General features: G+C 65.4%; 16 protein-coding genes and 1 tRNA gene. 10 read left to right on the top strand and 7 right to left on the bottom strand.

Annotated features, from left to right (window positions below; translation table 11 throughout):
• Positions 1–249: a hypothetical protein gene (locus AC3A6P_RS16600; protein ID WP_487692759.1), complete on the top strand. Its 249-nt coding sequence runs from the start codon at positions 1–3 to the stop codon at positions 247–249.
• Between the two features lie 107 nt (positions 250–356).
• On the opposite strand, the gene AC3A6P_RS16595 is transcribed toward AC3A6P_RS16600, so the two are convergent.
• From AC3A6P_RS16595 to AC3A6P_RS16580, 4 genes are all read right to left on the bottom strand, one after another.
• Positions 357–1,835 carry an HNH endonuclease gene (locus AC3A6P_RS16595; protein WP_487692758.1) on the bottom strand — a complete coding sequence of 493 codons (1,479 nt, stop codon included), beginning with the start codon at positions 1,833–1,835 and terminating at the stop codon, positions 357–359.
• A 241-nt stretch (positions 1,836–2,076) separates the two neighbouring features.
• Positions 2,077–2,150, bottom strand: a tRNA-Leu gene (locus tag AC3A6P_RS16590).
• A gap of 285 nt (positions 2,151–2,435) precedes the next feature.
• On the bottom strand, positions 2,436–3,302 hold the full coding sequence (locus AC3A6P_RS16585) for an alpha/beta fold hydrolase (protein ID WP_487692757.1): 867 nt from the start codon (positions 3,300–3,302) through the stop codon (positions 2,436–2,438).
• A gap of 55 nt (positions 3,303–3,357) precedes the next feature.
• Positions 3,358–3,765, bottom strand: coding sequence for a hypothetical protein (locus tag AC3A6P_RS16580; protein WP_487692756.1), 408 nt, complete (start codon positions 3,763–3,765; stop codon positions 3,358–3,360).
• A gap of 208 nt (positions 3,766–3,973) precedes the next feature.
• Here AC3A6P_RS16580 and AC3A6P_RS16575 point away from each other — a divergent pair, with 208 nt between their 5' ends.
• Together AC3A6P_RS16575 and AC3A6P_RS16570 are read left to right on the top strand one after the other, a co-directional pair.
• Positions 3,974–4,975: a LysR family transcriptional regulator gene (locus AC3A6P_RS16575; RefSeq protein WP_487692755.1), complete on the top strand. Its 1,002-nt coding sequence runs from the start codon at positions 3,974–3,976 to the stop codon at positions 4,973–4,975.
• Positions 4,976–5,239: 264 nt separating this feature from the next.
• Entirely contained in the window at positions 5,240–5,650 is a 411-nt protein-coding gene (locus AC3A6P_RS16570; protein WP_487692754.1) for a RidA family protein, read from the top strand.
• A 68-nt stretch (positions 5,651–5,718) separates the two neighbouring features.
• Here the strand turns inward: AC3A6P_RS16570 and AC3A6P_RS16565 are convergent, their stop codons facing one another.
• Positions 5,719–6,408 carry a hypothetical protein gene (locus AC3A6P_RS16565; protein WP_487692753.1) on the bottom strand — a complete coding sequence of 230 codons (690 nt, stop codon included), beginning with the start codon at positions 6,406–6,408 and terminating at the stop codon, positions 5,719–5,721.
• A gap of 298 nt (positions 6,409–6,706) precedes the next feature.
• Between AC3A6P_RS16565 and AC3A6P_RS16560 the strand changes: the two genes are divergently transcribed.
• From AC3A6P_RS16560 to AC3A6P_RS16535, 6 genes are read left to right on the top strand one after another with little or no spacing between them, the layout of a single operon-like run.
• Positions 6,707–6,796, top strand: coding sequence for a potassium-transporting ATPase subunit F (locus AC3A6P_RS16560; RefSeq protein ID WP_487692752.1), 90 nt, complete (start codon positions 6,707–6,709; stop codon positions 6,794–6,796).
• Positions 6,796–8,466 carry a potassium-transporting ATPase subunit KdpA gene (gene kdpA / locus AC3A6P_RS16555; RefSeq protein ID WP_487692751.1) on the top strand — a complete coding sequence of 557 codons (1,671 nt, stop codon included), beginning with the start codon at positions 6,796–6,798 and terminating at the stop codon, positions 8,464–8,466. Before AC3A6P_RS16560 ends, kdpA begins: the two co-directional genes overlap by 1 nt.
• 1 nt (position 8,467) lies before the next feature.
• Positions 8,468–10,594 carry a potassium-transporting ATPase subunit KdpB gene (gene kdpB, locus AC3A6P_RS16550; protein WP_487692750.1) on the top strand — a complete coding sequence of 709 codons (2,127 nt, stop codon included), beginning with the start codon at positions 8,468–8,470 and terminating at the stop codon, positions 10,592–10,594.
• A 1-nt stretch (position 10,595) separates the two neighbouring features.
• The gene (locus AC3A6P_RS16545) at positions 10,596–11,447 is read left to right on the top strand and encodes a potassium-transporting ATPase subunit C (RefSeq protein ID WP_487692749.1); all 852 of its coding nucleotides are present in this window, start codon (positions 10,596–10,598) and stop codon (positions 11,445–11,447) included.
• Entirely contained in the window at positions 11,404–13,959 is a 2,556-nt protein-coding gene (locus tag AC3A6P_RS16540) for a DUF4118 domain-containing protein (RefSeq protein ID WP_487692995.1), read from the top strand. Before AC3A6P_RS16545 ends, AC3A6P_RS16540 begins: the two co-directional genes overlap by 44 nt.
• The gene (locus AC3A6P_RS16535; RefSeq protein WP_487692748.1) at positions 13,959–14,645 is read left to right on the top strand and encodes a response regulator; all 687 of its coding nucleotides are present in this window, start codon (positions 13,959–13,961) and stop codon (positions 14,643–14,645) included. Before AC3A6P_RS16540 ends, AC3A6P_RS16535 begins: the two co-directional genes overlap by 1 nt.
• Positions 14,646–14,662: 17 nt before the next feature.
• On the opposite strand, the gene AC3A6P_RS16530 is transcribed toward AC3A6P_RS16535, so the two are convergent.
• Positions 14,663–15,448: an SDR family NAD(P)-dependent oxidoreductase gene (locus AC3A6P_RS16530; protein ID WP_487692747.1), complete on the bottom strand. Its 786-nt coding sequence runs from the start codon at positions 15,446–15,448 to the stop codon at positions 14,663–14,665.
• A 97-nt stretch (positions 15,449–15,545) separates the two neighbouring features.
• On the opposite strand from AC3A6P_RS16530, the gene AC3A6P_RS16525 reads away from it, so the two are divergent.
• Positions 15,546–16,061: a DUF4383 domain-containing protein gene (locus tag AC3A6P_RS16525; RefSeq protein WP_487692746.1), complete on the top strand. Its 516-nt coding sequence runs from the start codon at positions 15,546–15,548 to the stop codon at positions 16,059–16,061.
• On the opposite strand, the gene AC3A6P_RS16520 is transcribed toward AC3A6P_RS16525, so the two are convergent.
• On the bottom strand, positions 16,038–16,595 hold the full coding sequence (locus AC3A6P_RS16520) for a YdcF family protein (protein WP_487692745.1): 558 nt from the start codon (positions 16,593–16,595) through the stop codon (positions 16,038–16,040). The genes AC3A6P_RS16525 and AC3A6P_RS16520 overlap by 24 nt on opposite strands.
• Between the last annotated feature and the right edge of the window lie 93 nt (positions 16,596–16,688).

Raw genomic sequence — 16,688 nt, 5'->3', positions numbered from 1 at the left:
ATGTCAGATAGATCGCGCAACGCCCGGGACCCAGAAAAGAACTACGGCGACTCGTCGGAGTTCTCCTGGGGACCGGGGCCAGTCCCACCCGGCAAGGAGAACGCGCCGCCGAGCCGGGGCGGGGTGTACCGGGCCAAGTGCCCGCCGGTGGAGCTGGCCCCCAGCCACGACCTCAGCGTGCGGGTGCGCGAGACGCGATGGCGACGGGGCGACCCGCCGCGCGGTTACCCCGGCGAGCGCATCGGCTGAGCGCACCCAGAACGGCCCGGTCACGGGGCGGAGTTACTGTCCTTTCGACGCCCCGTGGCCGGCTGCCTCGGAAGATGGTGATGGGCGAGTCATCACGGGCCAGGTAGTTACCCCCTGCTCTTGGCAATAATCTCTCGCAGGTCCTCGGGAGTCTGCCACGGAGACCGCCGGTGGATGATTACGTGGCAATTCGCACACACCAGAATCAGGTCGTCTAGACCGTTTGTAACCACCTTCGTGACGTGCAAAGGCACACGGTGGTGAACGTGAATGAAGCCCTCGCCCAGTTCACCGTAGACTGATTCAAAGTCGAATTCACACGTCTCACAGGAAATGTTCCCCCGTTCCTTCCGCGACTGGTCAATCTTCGCTTTCCGGAGCTTGGGGTTACGTTCGGCCACCCTTACCAAGCGTTCAACTATTCGTCCTTCGACCGCCTTCGCGAAATCAGTTGGCGATTCCTCCTCAGGCTCCATCTCGTCGTCTATGGAGCCAGCCGGCAAGCGAGCAAGGTCACCGTTTCGCCACAGTGCTTGCGCCGCCTCGTGCATGCCGTGCGGATCCTCCAAGAAAGCCGCGACAACCTTCCGCGTCGTCTTACCGCCCTTCTTCGCCCTCCCTGGATAGTCAGGACGGGCGGTACGAATGTCTTCAAGCTTGTTCTGGACGCTTCCGATACTGCGGAAATCCTCTGACTCCAGCGCCTCAGGTTGCCTACGGAGAAATTCGGAGAGTGCGGCGATTCGTAGGTCCTGCTTCGGAAGGCTCTGCCAGTTCGCGCTTGCCACAATGTCGCATGCCAGGACCAATTCATCCCACGACCAGTTGACCCGAGTGAGCGGGCTCGGACCTCCGAAAACGCTCGCCAACGCAGACAGGCCTAAGTACTCAAGCAGCGGCTTGTAACCAGGATCGGTACCGATCTTATGACCGATTACGTCTATTGCGGCCCTGGCGAATTGCTCATCGTCGACCAGACGGCTATGAATATCCGTTGACAGGCCTGCACCAAGATTGAGCGTTGCCACCTGGGATTCAGAGATCGCGCTCGCGTTCTCGGGCAGTTCGAGTTCCCACCAGCTGCAACCCCTGAGCGCGAACCACGGTATTGCGGGGTCTGGTTCAGATTTCGCGATCGCAAAGGGCGACAGCAACCCGGTCAGCTCGTCGCGGACATCAGCGAAAGGCACGACGCGCGCGGCACCTGAGCGGGCGCGCGAAATTGCCCATAGCAAGACGACATACTTATAGGGCGCGGGCTTCCCGTGGGTCCTGTCAACCTTGAGCTCGGATAGCTCGAACAGCTTGCCATCATCGACCAGAAATTTGAGATCACGCAGTATGGTGACGGCACCCCCGGAACCAACGCCCCCATTCGGTCGCTTCTTGGTCCAAAATTCGCCGGTAGCGAAACCGTGGGCAACACCCACAATCGCTTTGGACTCGTAGAACTTGCCCCCATGAACAAGTCGATAGTCAATGCTCTCGCCGAAGTCATACTTTGTGAGGAACTTCTTCTGCCGCAGCTTGTCGTACTCCTCAATTGCGTCCAGAATGTCGCTCTGCTCGATGTCGCTAGGGGCCACCGGCACATAGTAGGGAAACGGCCCGACAACATCGCCGCTTCTAGCCGCGACATGAGGCGAAAGACTTGTGACCGGCCCTCTGCGCCGCGCTTGCATCAGGCATCAGAACTCAGACGCGGCTCTTAGCTAGCACGCCGACCTCACCGCCGCGACCCCGCCGACCGCCGGGGCGACGCCGGGGTGAACGGTCCTGAAGGCGCTAGAGTTTCGCGCGACAACGCCTCTACCTGCCGTTATCCGGTGCCCCCAGTCGGACTCGAACCGACACTTGGCGGATTTTAAGTCCGCTGCCTCTGCCAATTGGGCTATGGGGGCGTTGCGGCTCAGAGCATACTTCAGCCCGTGTCAGCCTCCTGGCGCCCTAAATCCCTGTTAGGCAGTTTTTTGTCGGCGTGTCCTTCCGGCGGGTTCTCCGGTGGAGGGTGATGTCGACCAAGGCGGCACCGTTGGCGAGGACTGAGTTTCGTTTAATGACAGCACTTTTGAAAGATCACCCCATGCGGGAATCAGCACACCACGGCGTGCAGCGGTCGCTAGACCAACCTGCCCGCACGGTGTTCCGTGCGGGCAGGCGGCGGTCGGTGGGATGCGGCCGAGCGGTCATACGGTGAGAGCGGACCCGGCCTTCTTCTGCAGAATTTCCAGTGCCTGCAGCAGGTAGGTGCGGAAGACGGCGTGGTTCTCGCTCATCGGGAAGTGCCCGATCTCCGTCATTTCGATGAACTCGCCGCCCTTGATCTGCCCCGCGGTCCGCGCGCTGTCCTCGGGAGTGGTGAGGTAGTCGTAGTCGCCGGTGAGCATGACGACCGGGCATCGGTCTCCGTCGATCTCGCCCAGATGGTCGCGCAGGTCATGGTCGACAGAGTAGAAGTACAGGTCGCCCTTGAACGCCTCCGAGCCTTGGCTGTAGTAGAACCAGGTCTTCCAGCGATCGGCCTCGGGCGACTGCGGGGCCATCAGATCCCACACGCCACTGGCACACACCTGGGCTGCGTTGGCGTGCGGGTGCTGCCACCAATCGAGGTAGAAGCCTGGCGAGTAGTCGGCACCTTCGACCGGTATGACGCCGGCGAAGCGCTCGGGATGGCGCAGTGCCAGTTGCAGGGCGATGTTGCCGCCGAAGGAGGAGCCCATGAAGATCGGGTTCTCCAGCTCCAGCGCATCGACGAGCGCCACGATGAAGTTCACGAAGTGATCGGCCGAGAGCTGGTACTCCTCGGTCCACCACTGGGTGTTCTCCGGTGGGTCGGACTTGCCGTGCCGGGGCAGGTCGTAGGCGATCACGCGGTAGTCCTTGGTGATCTCGTCGTCTTCGAGAAGGCCGCGCCACTGGTGGTTGTGACACCCCGCGGTGTGCTGGCAGACCAGCGGTTGCCCCTTGCCGTTCTCGAGGTAGAAGACTTTGTACAGAAGCCCATCGACGTCGATGTCGACGTAGTGCCCGGTGACGGGGGAAATCTTGCTCATCGTTGTGTCCTTTGCTGTTTGGTGGGTGTCGCGGAAGTTGTTGGACGGTGGTGAATTAGACGGGAACCCCGACGGCACGCAGCAGTTCGAATTGGCGGGTGAAACACCGCAGGTTCTGCATCAGCACCAAGATGTCGCCCTCGAGTTTCAGGTCGCGCTGAAAGCTCGCCGACCAAATGCCGTGATACATCGGCGCCGGTACCGGTACGCCGAAGTTCTGCCAGGTGTCCACGCTCGCGCGGAGCGCGAACTGATAGGCCACGTCGAGGGGGCCGGGATCGATGGCGACGTTGACGACCTGGCCGCGGCTGACCTCGACGACGAAGGTCCGCTCGGTCATGTCAAGTAGGTACGAACAAGTGAAGTACTTTCCGTGCGCCTGAATTTCGGGGTCGCTGTTGCTCGCGTGGGCGAACGCGTCGGCCCACTCGGCGGCAGTCGTTGCCGAGGTTGTGACAGTCATGATGGTTCCTTCGCGGAAGGTGAAAACCGAGACAGAATTTCTGCTCGTCATGCGGGCAAGACCGACCTGGAACGAATCGTTCCGAACGAATCGCCGTGCATGGTCCCCATCACACTCGCAATCGGTAGTGGCGTCCAATACCTATCGCCAACTGATCGATAGGCAAGAACTAATGGTGGTAACCGATGTGCTGAACTACCGTTGAGCTGTGCTCCCCTCACTGGACCTGCGACTTCTGACGTATTTCGTCGCGGTCGCCGAGGAACTGCACTTCGGTCATGCCGCCGCCCGCCTGCACATCGCGCAGCCGTCTCTGAGCACCCAGATCCGAAAGCTGGAGCACTCCCTCAACGCGCCGCTATTCGTCCGCACGAGCCGCCATGTCGAGCTCACAGCAGTCGGGCAGCTGTTGCTCGACGGCAGCAAGCGGCTACTCGGTGACGCCGAACGGTTGGCCTGGCAGGTACAAGATGCGGGGCGCCTCGGATCTCGCCGCCCCCTGGTGGTGGGCTTTCAAGCCAACGCCGCAGCCGAGCTCACCCCCAGGATTCTCAACGCGTTTCACGACCTCCATCTCGACATCGAGGTCGACATGCGCTCCCACGACTTCTCCGATCCCTATGTGGGATTGGCTGACGGTTCAGTGGACGTCGCATTTCTACGTCCGCCCGTGCTCGTGCAGGATTGGCTGGGCATCGAGACGTTGTTCGTAGAGCCACGCGTCCTCGTCGTTTCGGCAACGTCACCGTTGGCCGACCTCACCGAGATCAGTGTCGAGCAGGTATTGGACCAGCCTTTCGTGGCGCGCAAGTCGCCCGACGCGTGGCGCACTTTTTGGCTCGCCGCGGACAGTCGCCGGGGAACGCCCGTTCAGCTCGGCGCCGAAGCTTCCACTGTCGATGAATGTTTCGAGGCCATTCTCGCCGAGCGCGGGATGGCCTTCTCCCAGGCCTCCACCCAACGTTTTTATGACCGACCAGGGTTGGCTTTCATCCCCGTCACCGACATCCCTCCGACTACGCTGACGATCGCCTGGCGCACGGACGTGGACTCCCCCGTCGTGGGGGATTTCGTGGAAACGGCGAAAGCCGTCGCATCACTGAGCCCTATTCCCGGCGCTTGGATTCCCAACCGGCTCCCAGAAGCCCAAGTGCCGCCGACCAAAACCGGCTCCTGGCAAGCCGTCTCACATTTGCGTCGAGTTCAGTAGCTGGGCCGTGCTCGTCGAACCACCCCGCCACGCCGCCGTGGGGGGCAATCGGGTCGAGGGGCGCCCTCGTCGACATGGTGCCGATATCCCCCGCCCAGACGGCTGGCGATGAATCGATCGGCCGTCTCGTCTGCGAGCGGCCGCCCAGGCGCTATCTCACAGCCCAGCGTCACCGGGCATGACCAGCGCGCCTTCTGCCCCGCGGAACATCCCGGGCGGAGGCGAGGTTGCAGCCACCAACTGCCGCCGATGACGAGGAGCGATATGCCCATCAGCCTGGTGAACCCCGACGGACTGCCCGAAGTCGGCCTGTATCGGCAGGTGTCGATCGCCAGCGGATCACAGTTGGTATTCATCGCCGGTCAGGTGGCCCGTACCGCTGGCGGCGGCAAGGTCGGCGAAGGCGACCTGGCCGCCCAAGTCGAGCAGTGCTACCTCAATGTCGGCACCGCGCTGGCGGCTGCGGGTGCCACCTTCGCCGACGTCGTGAAGTTGACGGTGTACTTCGTCGACTGGACGCCGGACAAGATGGGCGCCTACCTGGAAGGCGCGGCGCGCGCCTTCGAGCAGATGGGTATCGACGCGCCCGTCCCGCCGCTTACCGGCATCGGTGTGGCGGCGCTCGCGGAACCGGACCTGCTGGTCGAGATCGAAGCCACCGCCGTCCTCGACTGAGCGTCGTACGAAAGTCGCACAGACGCGGGCATTTCGGCCCATGGTTCTCCCGGCGTGACGGAAGTGGCTCAGGGCGCCTCGAACACCGACTCGTCGACGGGCTCACCGGTGACCATGGTGACCGCCTCGAAGATGAACTCGTCCTCGGTCATGCCGTTCTCGGCGGCCACCTGTGACAGCGTGTCGTTGATCAGCGGGAAGCCGGCGGCCAGATCGAACTTCCAGTCACCGGCGCGGACGAACTCCCAGTCCACCCCGCTGGGCACCGCATCCACCAGCATCTCGGCATACCCGCGGTCGCCGTCGACGCGCACCTCACCGAGGCTGTTGGTCTCCACTGACGACGCATCGATCATGCCGTTGTCGACGCCATAGACCAGCAGGCCCGCCCCGTCCAAGGCGGCCAGTTCCTCCGGCGGCATGGACACCCGCAACCGGGCGATCATGAGCCGGTCCATCACCCCTGCGGACGCGATCTCGGCGGGACCGGCGCTCTGCGCCAACCGCACCACCTGGTCGTAATGCGAGATGGTGGACGGGCTGACGATCTCGGGCACGGCCGCGCCGTTGCCGGCGAGCACCTCGGCGCGGTAGCGCTCGAAGACTGCCTTGATTGCCGCGATGTCAGCTGCCGGGTCGGCCGCCGTCGTGCTGGTTTCCGCGACCGGCGACGGCGACCCCTGCACCTGACGTTCGCCGCCGCAGCCGGACAGCAGCGCCGCCGTCATCAACACGCCAGCCACCAGGTGCAGTCGCACCACAACCACCTCCGCATTTTTGAATTCTTTTTGTCGACCCTAGTGCGTCAGGGCACCGTAAAGGTGCATCAGTGCAGGCCATCACACCCGCCGCAAGGACTCCGTAAAGAGCCGCAGTGCCGCTGTCAAGAAAGCGTCAAGGCCCGTAAAGACGACGTTCACCAGGCGTTGACTCCACAGCGAGCCCACCGGATGTGGGCCACGAAACGGAGTCGGAAGAGATGTCTGTAGTCGCCTATGTCGTGCTGACCGTCGCGATCTTCGCGGTCCTCGGCGGGGCAGTGAGGTTGCTCGAGCGATGAGCCTTGCCAACAGCGTCGGCCTGATACTGGCCGTCCTCATAGCCCTGTTCCTGATCGCCACCCTGCTGTTCCCGGAGAGGTTCTAGTGAGCACCACAACAGCCGGCGTGCTGTTCCTGCTGGCCCTCATCGTCGCGCTGGCCGCCGTGCACGTGCCGCTGGGCGACTACATGTACCGCGTCTACACCAGCGCCAAGGACTCCAGGATCGAGCGCGCCATCTACCGCACCATCGGCGCCGACCCCAAGGCCGAACAGAGCTGGGGCGCCTACGCCCGCAGTGCGCTGGCGTTCTCGGCGGTGTCCATCCTGTTCCTGTTCTTCTTCCAGCTGCTGCAAGGCAGGCTGCCGCTGCACCTCAACGATCCCGGCACCGAGATGACCCCGGCGCTGGCCTGGAACACCGCGGTCAGCTTCGTCACCAACACCAACTGGCAGGCGTACTCGGGCGAGTCCACCCAAGGTCACCTGGTACAGATGGCCGGCCTGACGGTGCAGAACTTCGTCTCCGCGGCGGTGGGCATGGCCGTCGCGATCGCCCTGGTCCGCGGGTTCGCCCGCACCAGAAGCGGTGAGCTGGGCAACTTCTGGGTGGACCTGGTGCGGGGCACTCTGCGCGTCCTGTTGCCCATCTCGTTCATCGCCGCGATCATCCTGATCGCCGGAGGTGCGATCCAGAACTTCGCCCTGCACACCCAGGTGATCGACACCCTGGCCGGCGCGCAGCAGACCATCCCCGGCGGGCCGGTGGCCAGCCAGGAAGCCATCAAGGAACTCGGCACCAACGGCGGCGGCTTCTTCAACGCCAACTCGGCGCACCCGTTCGAAAACCCCACGGCCTGGACGAATTTCGTCGAGATCTTCCTGCTGTCGGTGATCGCGTTCTCGCTGCCGCGCACCTTCGGCAAGATGGTCGGCAACACCAAGCAGGGTCTGGCGATCGTCGCCGTCATGGCCACCATCGCCACTCTGAGCGTCAGCCTGACGATGTTCTTCCAGCTGCAGGCGCACGGCACCATCCCCACCGCCGTCGGCGCCGCCACCGAAGGGGTGGAACAACGCTTCGGCGTGGCCAACTCGGCGGTGTTCGCCGCCAGCACGACGTTGACGTCCACCGGTGCGGTGAACTCGTTCCACGATTCCTACACCAGCCTGGGCGGCATGATGACGATGTTCAACATGCAACTCGGTGAGATCGCACCCGGCGGTGTGGGATCCGGGCTCTACGGCATGCTGATCCTGGCGATCATCACCGTCTTCGTCGCAGGCCTCATGGTGGGACGCACCCCGGAGTACCTCGGCAAGAAGATCACCCCCCGCGAGATCAAGCTGGCCGCAAGCTATTTCCTGATCACCCCGCTGCTGGTGCTCACCGGCACCTCGATTGCGATGGCCCTGCCCGAGCAACGCGACAGCATGCTCAACACCGGACCGCACGGCCTGTCCGAGGTGCTCTACGCCTTCACCTCCGCATCCAACAACAACGGATCGGCGTTCGCCGGTATCAGCGTCAACACCCCGTGGTACAACACCGCACTCGGACTGGCCATGCTGCTGGGCCGCTTCCTGCCCCTGATCCTGGTGCTGGCACTGGCGGGATCGCTTGCCCGACAGGGCAAAACACCTGCCAGCGTCGGAACCCTACCGACACACCGTCCGCAGTTCGTCGGGATGGTGTCCGGGGTGACGCTGATCCTGGTCGCCCTGACCTTCCTGCCCATGCTCGCGCTGGGCCCCCTCGCTGAAGGAATCCACTGACATGACCGTCACCATGGTGACATCCGCGGCACCCACCGCACAGAAACCGAAATCGGTCCAGAGCGGCTTACTGGACCCGAAGATGTTGTGGCGTTCCCTGCCCGACGCCGTCCGCAAGCTGGACCCGCGCACGCTGTGGCGCAACCCCGTCATGTTCATCGTCGAGATCGGCGCCGTCTGGTCCACCGTGCTCGCGGTGCTCGAACCCTCGTGGTTCTCCTGGCTGATCGTGTTCTGGCTGTGGCTGACGGTCATCTTCGCCAACCTGGCCGAAGCCGTCGCCGAAGGCCGCGGCAAGGCCCAGGCCGACTCACTACGGAAAGCCAAATCCGATACCGTCGCCCGCAAGCTCACCCCGTCGGGGGCCGAGGAGACGGTGCCGGCGCCGATGCTGAAACAGGGCGACTACGTGGTGGTGGAAGCCGGTGAGGTCATCCCCGGCGACGGCGACGTGGTGGAAGGCATTGCCTCGGTGGACGAGTCGGCCATCACCGGCGAATCCGCACCGGTGATCCGCGAATCCGGCGGCGACCGCTCGGCGGTGACGGGCGGCACCACCGTGCTGAGCGACCGCATCGTCGTCAAGATCACCCAGAAGCCCGGCGAGAGCTTCGTCGACCGGATGATCGCCCTGGTGGAAGGCGCCAACCGGCAGAAGACCCCGAACGAGATCGCGCTCAACATCCTGCTGAGCGCGCTGACCATCATCTTCGTGTTCGCCGTCGCCACCCTGCAGCCGCTGGCCATCTACTCCAAGGCCAACAATCCCGGAGTGCCGGACAGTCTTTCACTCGACGGCAACGGCGTGACGGGCATCGTCATGGTGGCGCTGCTGGTGTGCCTGATCCCCACCACCATCGGCGCGCTGCTGAGCGCCATCGGCATCGCCGGCATGGACCGCCTGGTGCAGCGCAATGTGCTGGCCATGTCGGGCCGTGCGGTCGAGGCCGCCGGGGACGTCAACACCCTGCTGCTGGACAAGACCGGCACCATCACCCTCGGCAATCGTCAAGCGGGCGACTTCATTCCGCTGCCCGGTGTCACCGCCGAGGCGCTGGCCGATGCCGCGCAGTTGTCCAGCCTGGCCGACGAGACGCCGGAGGGCCGCTCGATCGTGGTGTATGCCAAGGAGGCATATGGCCTGCGGGCCCGCCACCCCGGCGAACTGGCCGGCGCCCAGTGGGTGGAGTTCACCGCAGCCACCCGCATGTCCGGTGTCGATCTGGAGGACGGCCCGTCACTGCGCAAGGGTGCGGCCGCGTCGGTGGCCGAGTGGGTGCGGTCGTTGGGCGGCGACGTACCGCCTGCGCTGACCGATATCGTCAACGACGTCTCCAACGCCGGCGGTACGCCTTTGGTGGTGGGCCGGGTGTTCAACGGACTCGCCGAGGTGCTCGGCGTCATTCACCTCAAAGACGTGGTCAAGCAAGGCATGCGTGAACGCTTCGACGAGATGCGACGCATGGGAATCCGCACGGTCATGATCACCGGCGACAACCCGTTGACCGCCAAGGCGATTGCCGATGAAGCCGGTGTCGACGACTTCCTGGCCGAAGCCACCCCCGAGGACAAGCTGGCGTTGATCAAGAAGGAGCAGGCCGGTGGCCGGCTGGTCGCGATGACCGGTGACGGCACCAACGACGCTCCCGCACTGGCCCAAGCCGACGTCGGCGTCGCGATGAACACCGGCACCTCGGCGGCCAAAGAGGCCGGCAACATGGTCGATCTCGATTCCGATCCCACCAAGCTGATCGAGATCGTCGAGATCGGCAAGCAGCTGCTGATCACCCGGGGTGCGCTGACCACGTTTTCCATCGCCAACGACATCGCCAAGTACTTCGCCATCATTCCGGCGCTGTTCGTGACGCTGTTCCCCGGCCTGGACCTGCTGAACGTGATGCGGTTGCACAGCCCGCAGTCGGCGATCCTGTCCGCGGTGATCTTCAACGCGATCGTCATCGTGTTCCTGATCCCGCTGGCGCTCAAGGGGGTGCGCTACACCCCGGCCAGTGCGTCGAAGCTGTTGAGCCGCAACCTCTACATCTACGGCCTGGGCGGCATCATCGCGCCGTTCCTCGGCATCAAGCTCATCGATCTCGTCATTCAACTCTTCCCTGGGATGTCCTGACATGAAACTCTCGTCCATCGCCCGCCAGCACTGGGCCGCACTGCGTGCGTTGCTGGTGCTCACCGTGATCACCGGCCTGGCCTACCCGCTGGTGGTGTGGGCCGTGGCGCAAGTGCCCGGCCTGCAGCACAAGGCAGACGGCTCGATCATCCAGGTCGACGGAAAAGCCGTGGGCTCCAGCTTGATCGGTCAGCTGTTCACCGACGCCCAGGGCAACCCGCTGCCGCAGTACTTCCAGTCCCGCCCTTCGGCCGCCGGAGACGGCTACGACCCGATGGCCACCAGTGCCAGCAATCTGGGCCCCGAAGACCTCGTCGACACGGCAGACCGCACCAGCCTGCTGACTCTGGTGTGCACCCGCAGCCTCGAGATCGGGGCGGCCAACGGTGTCGACGGCAGCCGACCGTTCTGCACCGGCGACGGGGTGGGTGCGGTGCTGTCGGTGCACGGCACCCGTGACGCGCGGGGCAACGTCGTCAACCCCACCGAGGTGATCAGCGTCAATCAGTTGTGCCCGGCTCGGCCCTTCGTGACCACCTACGAAGGAGTCCCGGTCCAGTGCAACGACGGCCGTGACCTCGCCACCGGACAGCTGGTCGCCGTCGAAGGGTCCGCCGAAGCGGTGGTGCCTGCCGATGCGGTGACCGCCAGCGGCAGCGGTCTCGACCCTGACATCTCCCCCGCCTACGCCGACCTGCAGATCGACCGGGTGGCGGCCGCGCGCGGCATCCCCGCCGAGCAGGTGCGCCGGATCGTCGACGAGCACACCATAGGTCGCGCGCTGGGTTTCATGGGTGAACCCCGTGTCAATGTGCTGGAGGTCAACCTCGCACTCGACGGGCTGGGTGGATGATGTTCAGGTGAGCACCGGCCCCCGATCCAAACGCGGTGAGCTGCGCATCTACCTGGGCGCGGCCCCCGGCGTCGGGAAGACGTTCGCCATGCTCGGCGAGGCGCACCGCCGTCTCGAGCGCGGCACCGATCTGGTGGCGGCCGTGGTGGAGACCCACGGCCGCCGCAAGACCGCCGAGCTGCTCGAAGACATCGAGATCGTGCCGCCGCGGTACATCGACTACCGCGGCGGCACCTTCGCCGAACTGGATGTGGCGGCGGTCCTGGCCCGCGACCCCGACGTGGTGCTGGTCGACGAACTCGCCCACACCAACACCCCCGGCAGCAAGAACCCCAAACGGTGGCAGGACATCGAGGAGCTGCTCGACGCCGGAATCACCGTCATCTCGACAGTCAACGTGCAGCACCTCGAGAGCCTCAACGACGTCGTCACCCAGATCACCGGGATCCAGCAGCAGGAGACCGTACCCGACGCCGTCGTCCGCAGCGCCGACCAGATCGAGCTCGTCGACATCACCCCGGAAGCTCTGCGGCGCAGACTGTCTCACGGCAACGTCTACGCCTCCGACCGTATCGACGCGGCCCTGAGCAACTACTTCCGGCAGGGCAACCTGACCGCACTGCGCGAACTGGCGCTGCTGTGGCTGGCCGACCAGGTGGACGCCGCGCTGGCGAAATACCGTGCCGATCACCAGATCAGCGACACCTGGGAGGCCCGCGAACGGGTGGTCGTCGCCGTCACCGGTGGCCCGGAGTCGGAAACCCTGGTACGCCGCGCATCTCGGATCGCATCAAAATCCAGCGCCGAACTGATGGTGGTCCACGTCGTCCGCGGCGACGGCCTGTCGGGAGTGTCCGCCCCGCAGATGGGCAAGATCCGGGAGCTGTCCGCGAGTCTGGGCGCCACCGTGCACACCGTCGTCGGCGAGAACGTCACCGCTGCCCTGCTGGACTTTGCACGGGAGCGCAACGCCACCCAGTTGGTGGTCGGCACCTCACGCCGGTCGCGCTGGGCGCGGATCTTCGACGAAGGCATCGGCGCCCGCACGGTGCAGGATTCCGGCAAGATCGATGTCCACATGGTCAGTCACGAAGAAGCCAAACGGCCGTTCACCTTGGCGCGGCTGGCGCCACGCGAGCGGCGCGTGGTGTCCTGGCTGGCCGCCTTCGCGGTGCCGTCGGCCATCTGCGCGCTGATCTACGCATTCCTGGACCCGGCCATCGGGATCGGCGGGGACAGTGCACTGTTCTTCATCGGCGTACTGGTGGTGGCGCTGCTCGGCGGAATCGGACCCGCCGTGGTGTCGGCGCTGCTGTCGGGAATGCTGCTCAACTACTTCCTGACCGACCCGCGTTACAGCCTGACCATCTCCGAACCCGACAGTGCCATCACCATTTTCGTGCTGCTGGTGGTGGCGGTGGCCGTCGCCGCGCTGGTTGATCGCGCCGCCACGCGGACCCGGGAGGCCCGACGCGCCTCCCAGGAGGCCGAGCTGCTGGCGCTGTTCGCCGGATCGGTGCTGCGCGGTGCGGACCTGACGTCGCTGCTGGACCGGGTCCGCGAGACATACCTGCAGCGGTCGGTGTCGCTGCTGCGCGAGGGCACCGGCGTGGTGGCCTGCGTGGGAGACAACCCCTGCGTGGACATCGAGTCCGCCGACACCGCAATCGAAGTGGGCGATGACGAGTTCTGGTTGCTGATGTCCGGGCGGCGGCTGCCGGCCCGCGACCGTCGGGTGCTCGGCGCCGTGGCGACGCAGGCCGCCGGCCTGGTGCGGCAACGCGAGCTCACCGAAGAAGCCAGCCGGGCCGAGGCGATCGCGAAAGCCGACGAACTGCGCCGCTCTCTGCTGTCGGCGGTCAGCCACGACCTGCGCACTCCGCTGGCCGCGGCCAAAGCGGCGGTCTCGAGCCTGCGCAGCGACGACGTCGAGTTCTCACCCGAGGACACCGCCGAGTTGCTGGCCACCGTCGAGGAATCCGTCGACGGCCTGACCGCACTGGTGGGCAACCTGCTCGATTCGTCGCGGCTGGCCGCCGGGGTGGTCAAACCCAGCGTCAACCGCGTCTACGTGGAGGAGGCCGTGCAGCGGGCCCTGCTCGGGATCAGCCGCGGCACAACGGCATCGCTGGACCGTGTGAAGGTCGACGTGGGCGACGCCGTGGTGCTGGCGGATTCCGGTCTGCTGGAGCGGGTGCTGGTGAATCTGATCGACAACGCGCTGCGCTATTCGGCGCAGGGGTGGGTGCGGGTCAACGCCGGACACATCGGCGACCGCGTGCTGATCAACATCGTCGACGAGGGGCCGGGGGTGGTCCGCGGCACCGAGGAGCAGATGTTCGAACCGTTCCAGCGGCTCGGCGACTCCGACAACAGCAGCGGCGTGGGCCTGGGCCTGTCGGTGGCCCGGGGTTTCACCGAGGCGATGGGCGGCACCGTCTCGGTGACGGACACACCCGGCGGCGGGCTGACCGTGGTGGTCGAGCTGCCGGCTGCCATAGGAGGTTTGTGATGGGCAAGACCCGGGTCCTGGTGATCGACGACGAACCGCAGATCCTGCGGGCCTTGCGGATCAACCTGTCGGTACGCGGCTACGAGGTGTTCACCGCCGCCACCGGCGCGGAGGCGTTGCGGGTGGCCGCCGAGCACCGGCCCGACGTGGTGATCCTCGACCTCGGCCTGCCGGACATGTCGGGTATCGAGGTGCTCGGCGGGTTGCGCGGCTGGCTGTCGGCGCCGGTGATCGTGCTGTCGGCGCGCACCGATTCGTCGGACAAAGTGGAGGCGCTCGACGCCGGCGCCGACGATTACGTGACCAAGCCGTTCGGTATGGACGAGTTCCTGGCCCGGTTGCGCGCCGCCGTGCGCCGCGGCGCCGCCGCCTCGGAGACCGATCAGCCCGTCGTCGAAACCTCGTCGTTCACAGTTGATCTCGCGGCCAAGAAGGTCACCCGCAACGGCATCGAAGTGCACCTGACCCCCACCGAGTGGGGCATGTTGGAGATGTTGGTACGCAACCGGGGCAAGCTCGTCGGCCGTGAAGAACTGCTCAAGGAGGTGTGGGGCCCGGCCTACGCCAAAGAGACGCACTATCTGCGTGTGTATCTGGCGCAATTGCGACGCAAGCTGGAGGCCGACCCCTCCAAGCCCAAACATCTGCTCACCGAAGCGGGGATGGGTTACCGCTTCCAGGAGTGAGCAGCGTGCCAGCCCCGCTAGCGGCGCAGCGGCACCGAGATGAGCCGGCTCCCGGCGGCTTTCACACTGTCGGGTAGCACCCGGCTGACGGTTCCCATCACCTTGGACAGCGGTGAGGCGGCGACCACCTTCTTGTCACCGCGCATCAGTGCCTCGAAGCCCTGCCTGGCGACGTCGGCGGGGTCGTCCTTGGACATCTTGCCCACCGGGGTCTCGTCCATCTTGGCGCGGTGGAAGAAGTTGGTGTCCACGGGCCCGGGCATCAGCGACGTGATGGTGATGCCGCTGTCACGCAGCTCGTCCTGCAGTGCCTCGGCGAAGGACTGCACAAACGACTTCGAGGCGTTGTACACCGTCTGATAGGAGCCCGGCATCATCGAGGCCACCGACGAGGTGAAGAGCACTTTGCCCTCACCCCGGTTGGCCATATCGCGCAGCACGAGCTTGGCCAGATGCGCGGTGGAGCGCACGTTCAGGTCGATGACGGACAAGTCGTCCTCGAGTTCGGTCTTCAAGAACATGTCACCGCGCCCGACGCCGGCGTTGAGCGCCGCGGCCGCCAGCACCCGGCCCCCGGCGACCGTGCTCTGGTAAAGGTGTTCGACGCCGCCGGGGGTGCGTAAGTCGACCTGCACCGCCTGCACCGACGCGCCGGTGTCGGCCAGCCGTTGGGGGACGTCGTTGATCTTGTCGCTGTCGGCGGCCACCACCAGGTCGTAGCCGTTCTCGGCGAAGAGCCGGGCCAGTTCGAATCCGATACCGCTGGAGGCCCCGGTGACCAGGGCCAGTCGTGCGTCAACCATGGGGCCCGGCTACCCGGCGATTGCACGGTTAATCGGGCTCGGGCCGGGGTATGCGGGGGGCCTACGGCGACGTCAAATTGTCGGGAGGAGGACGGCCATGACCACCAGTCATGCTCGAGTGCGGCGTCGTCCCCAAGTGGGGTTGCTCGCGGTGCAGGGCGCAGCGATTCTCGTGGGTTCGCTGTTCCTGCTGGCCGGTGTTCTGGGGTTCGTTCCCGGGGTCACCAGCCACCTCGACTCGCTGCAGATGGCAGGTCCGCAGTCGGAGGCCGAACTGTTCGGGATCTTCGAAACCTCGATACTGCACAATCTGATTCACATCGTTGTCGGCCTGCTCGGTCTGGCGATGGCGACAACGTTCCGTCGGTCCCGGGCGTATCTGTTGGTCGGCGGCGTCGTCTACCTGGCGTTGTGGGGGTACGGACTGCTCATCGACACGCAGTCGCCGGCCAACTTCCTGCCGGTGAACAGCGCCGACAACTGGCTGCACCTCGGGCTGGGCGCCACGATGGTGATCCTCGGACTCACCCTCGCCGGCTGCAAGGTCCCCACCGGCGCGCGCGGCGAGGTCTTGGTTCCGCCGGAAGAGTCAGCAGGCCCCCTGCAACCATGACTTGACGTACCCCGCGGAGTGATAGGTGTAGATCCACGCCCACCCCCACGGGCTCAGCCTCGATGGGGTGTCCACCAGCACCAGTGTCCCGTCGAAGCACTTGCCGATGATGTAACGCGCCCGTGAGATGTGCGACGTGGAGGTCACGACGATCACTGTGCGCCAACCACGTTCGTCAGCCAGCCGGCGCAGCTCACGGCCCTCGCCCAGAGTCGTCCGGGGATCGGGCGCAAAACACTCGATGTCGAAACCGGCCTGCGGGCGAGCGCACAGTCCATCCAGCACCGGGTCGGGAGGGCGGTACGGATTGGACAGCACCAGCGTCGGGGCCATGCCCTGCTGCGCCAGCTCCAAGCCTTCCAGATACCGTGCCGCTGACGCCGTGCCACCGAGGACCAGGATCGCGTCGGCCTGCCTGGGTTCGTCGACCTGCGGTATGACGTAGACGGGAAAGCCTGCGGCGGCCAGCGCCACGGTCAGGGCGAGGAGCGCAACGACCGCCCGGCGAGCGCGCAGTTTTGTCCGTGTTTTCACGTGTGTCGCCGTACAGACACTCAGTGTCACAGTGGACGTGCCGCTGTTGCGGTGGTTGGGTCTTTTCACCTGGTGTCTGACTCTTACAAACTC

This window comes from Mycobacterium sp. Soil_C_30, from assembly GCF_057656995.1.
Note: the sequence above shows the minus strand (reverse complement) of the source record. Positions and strands in the feature narration are given on the sequence as shown.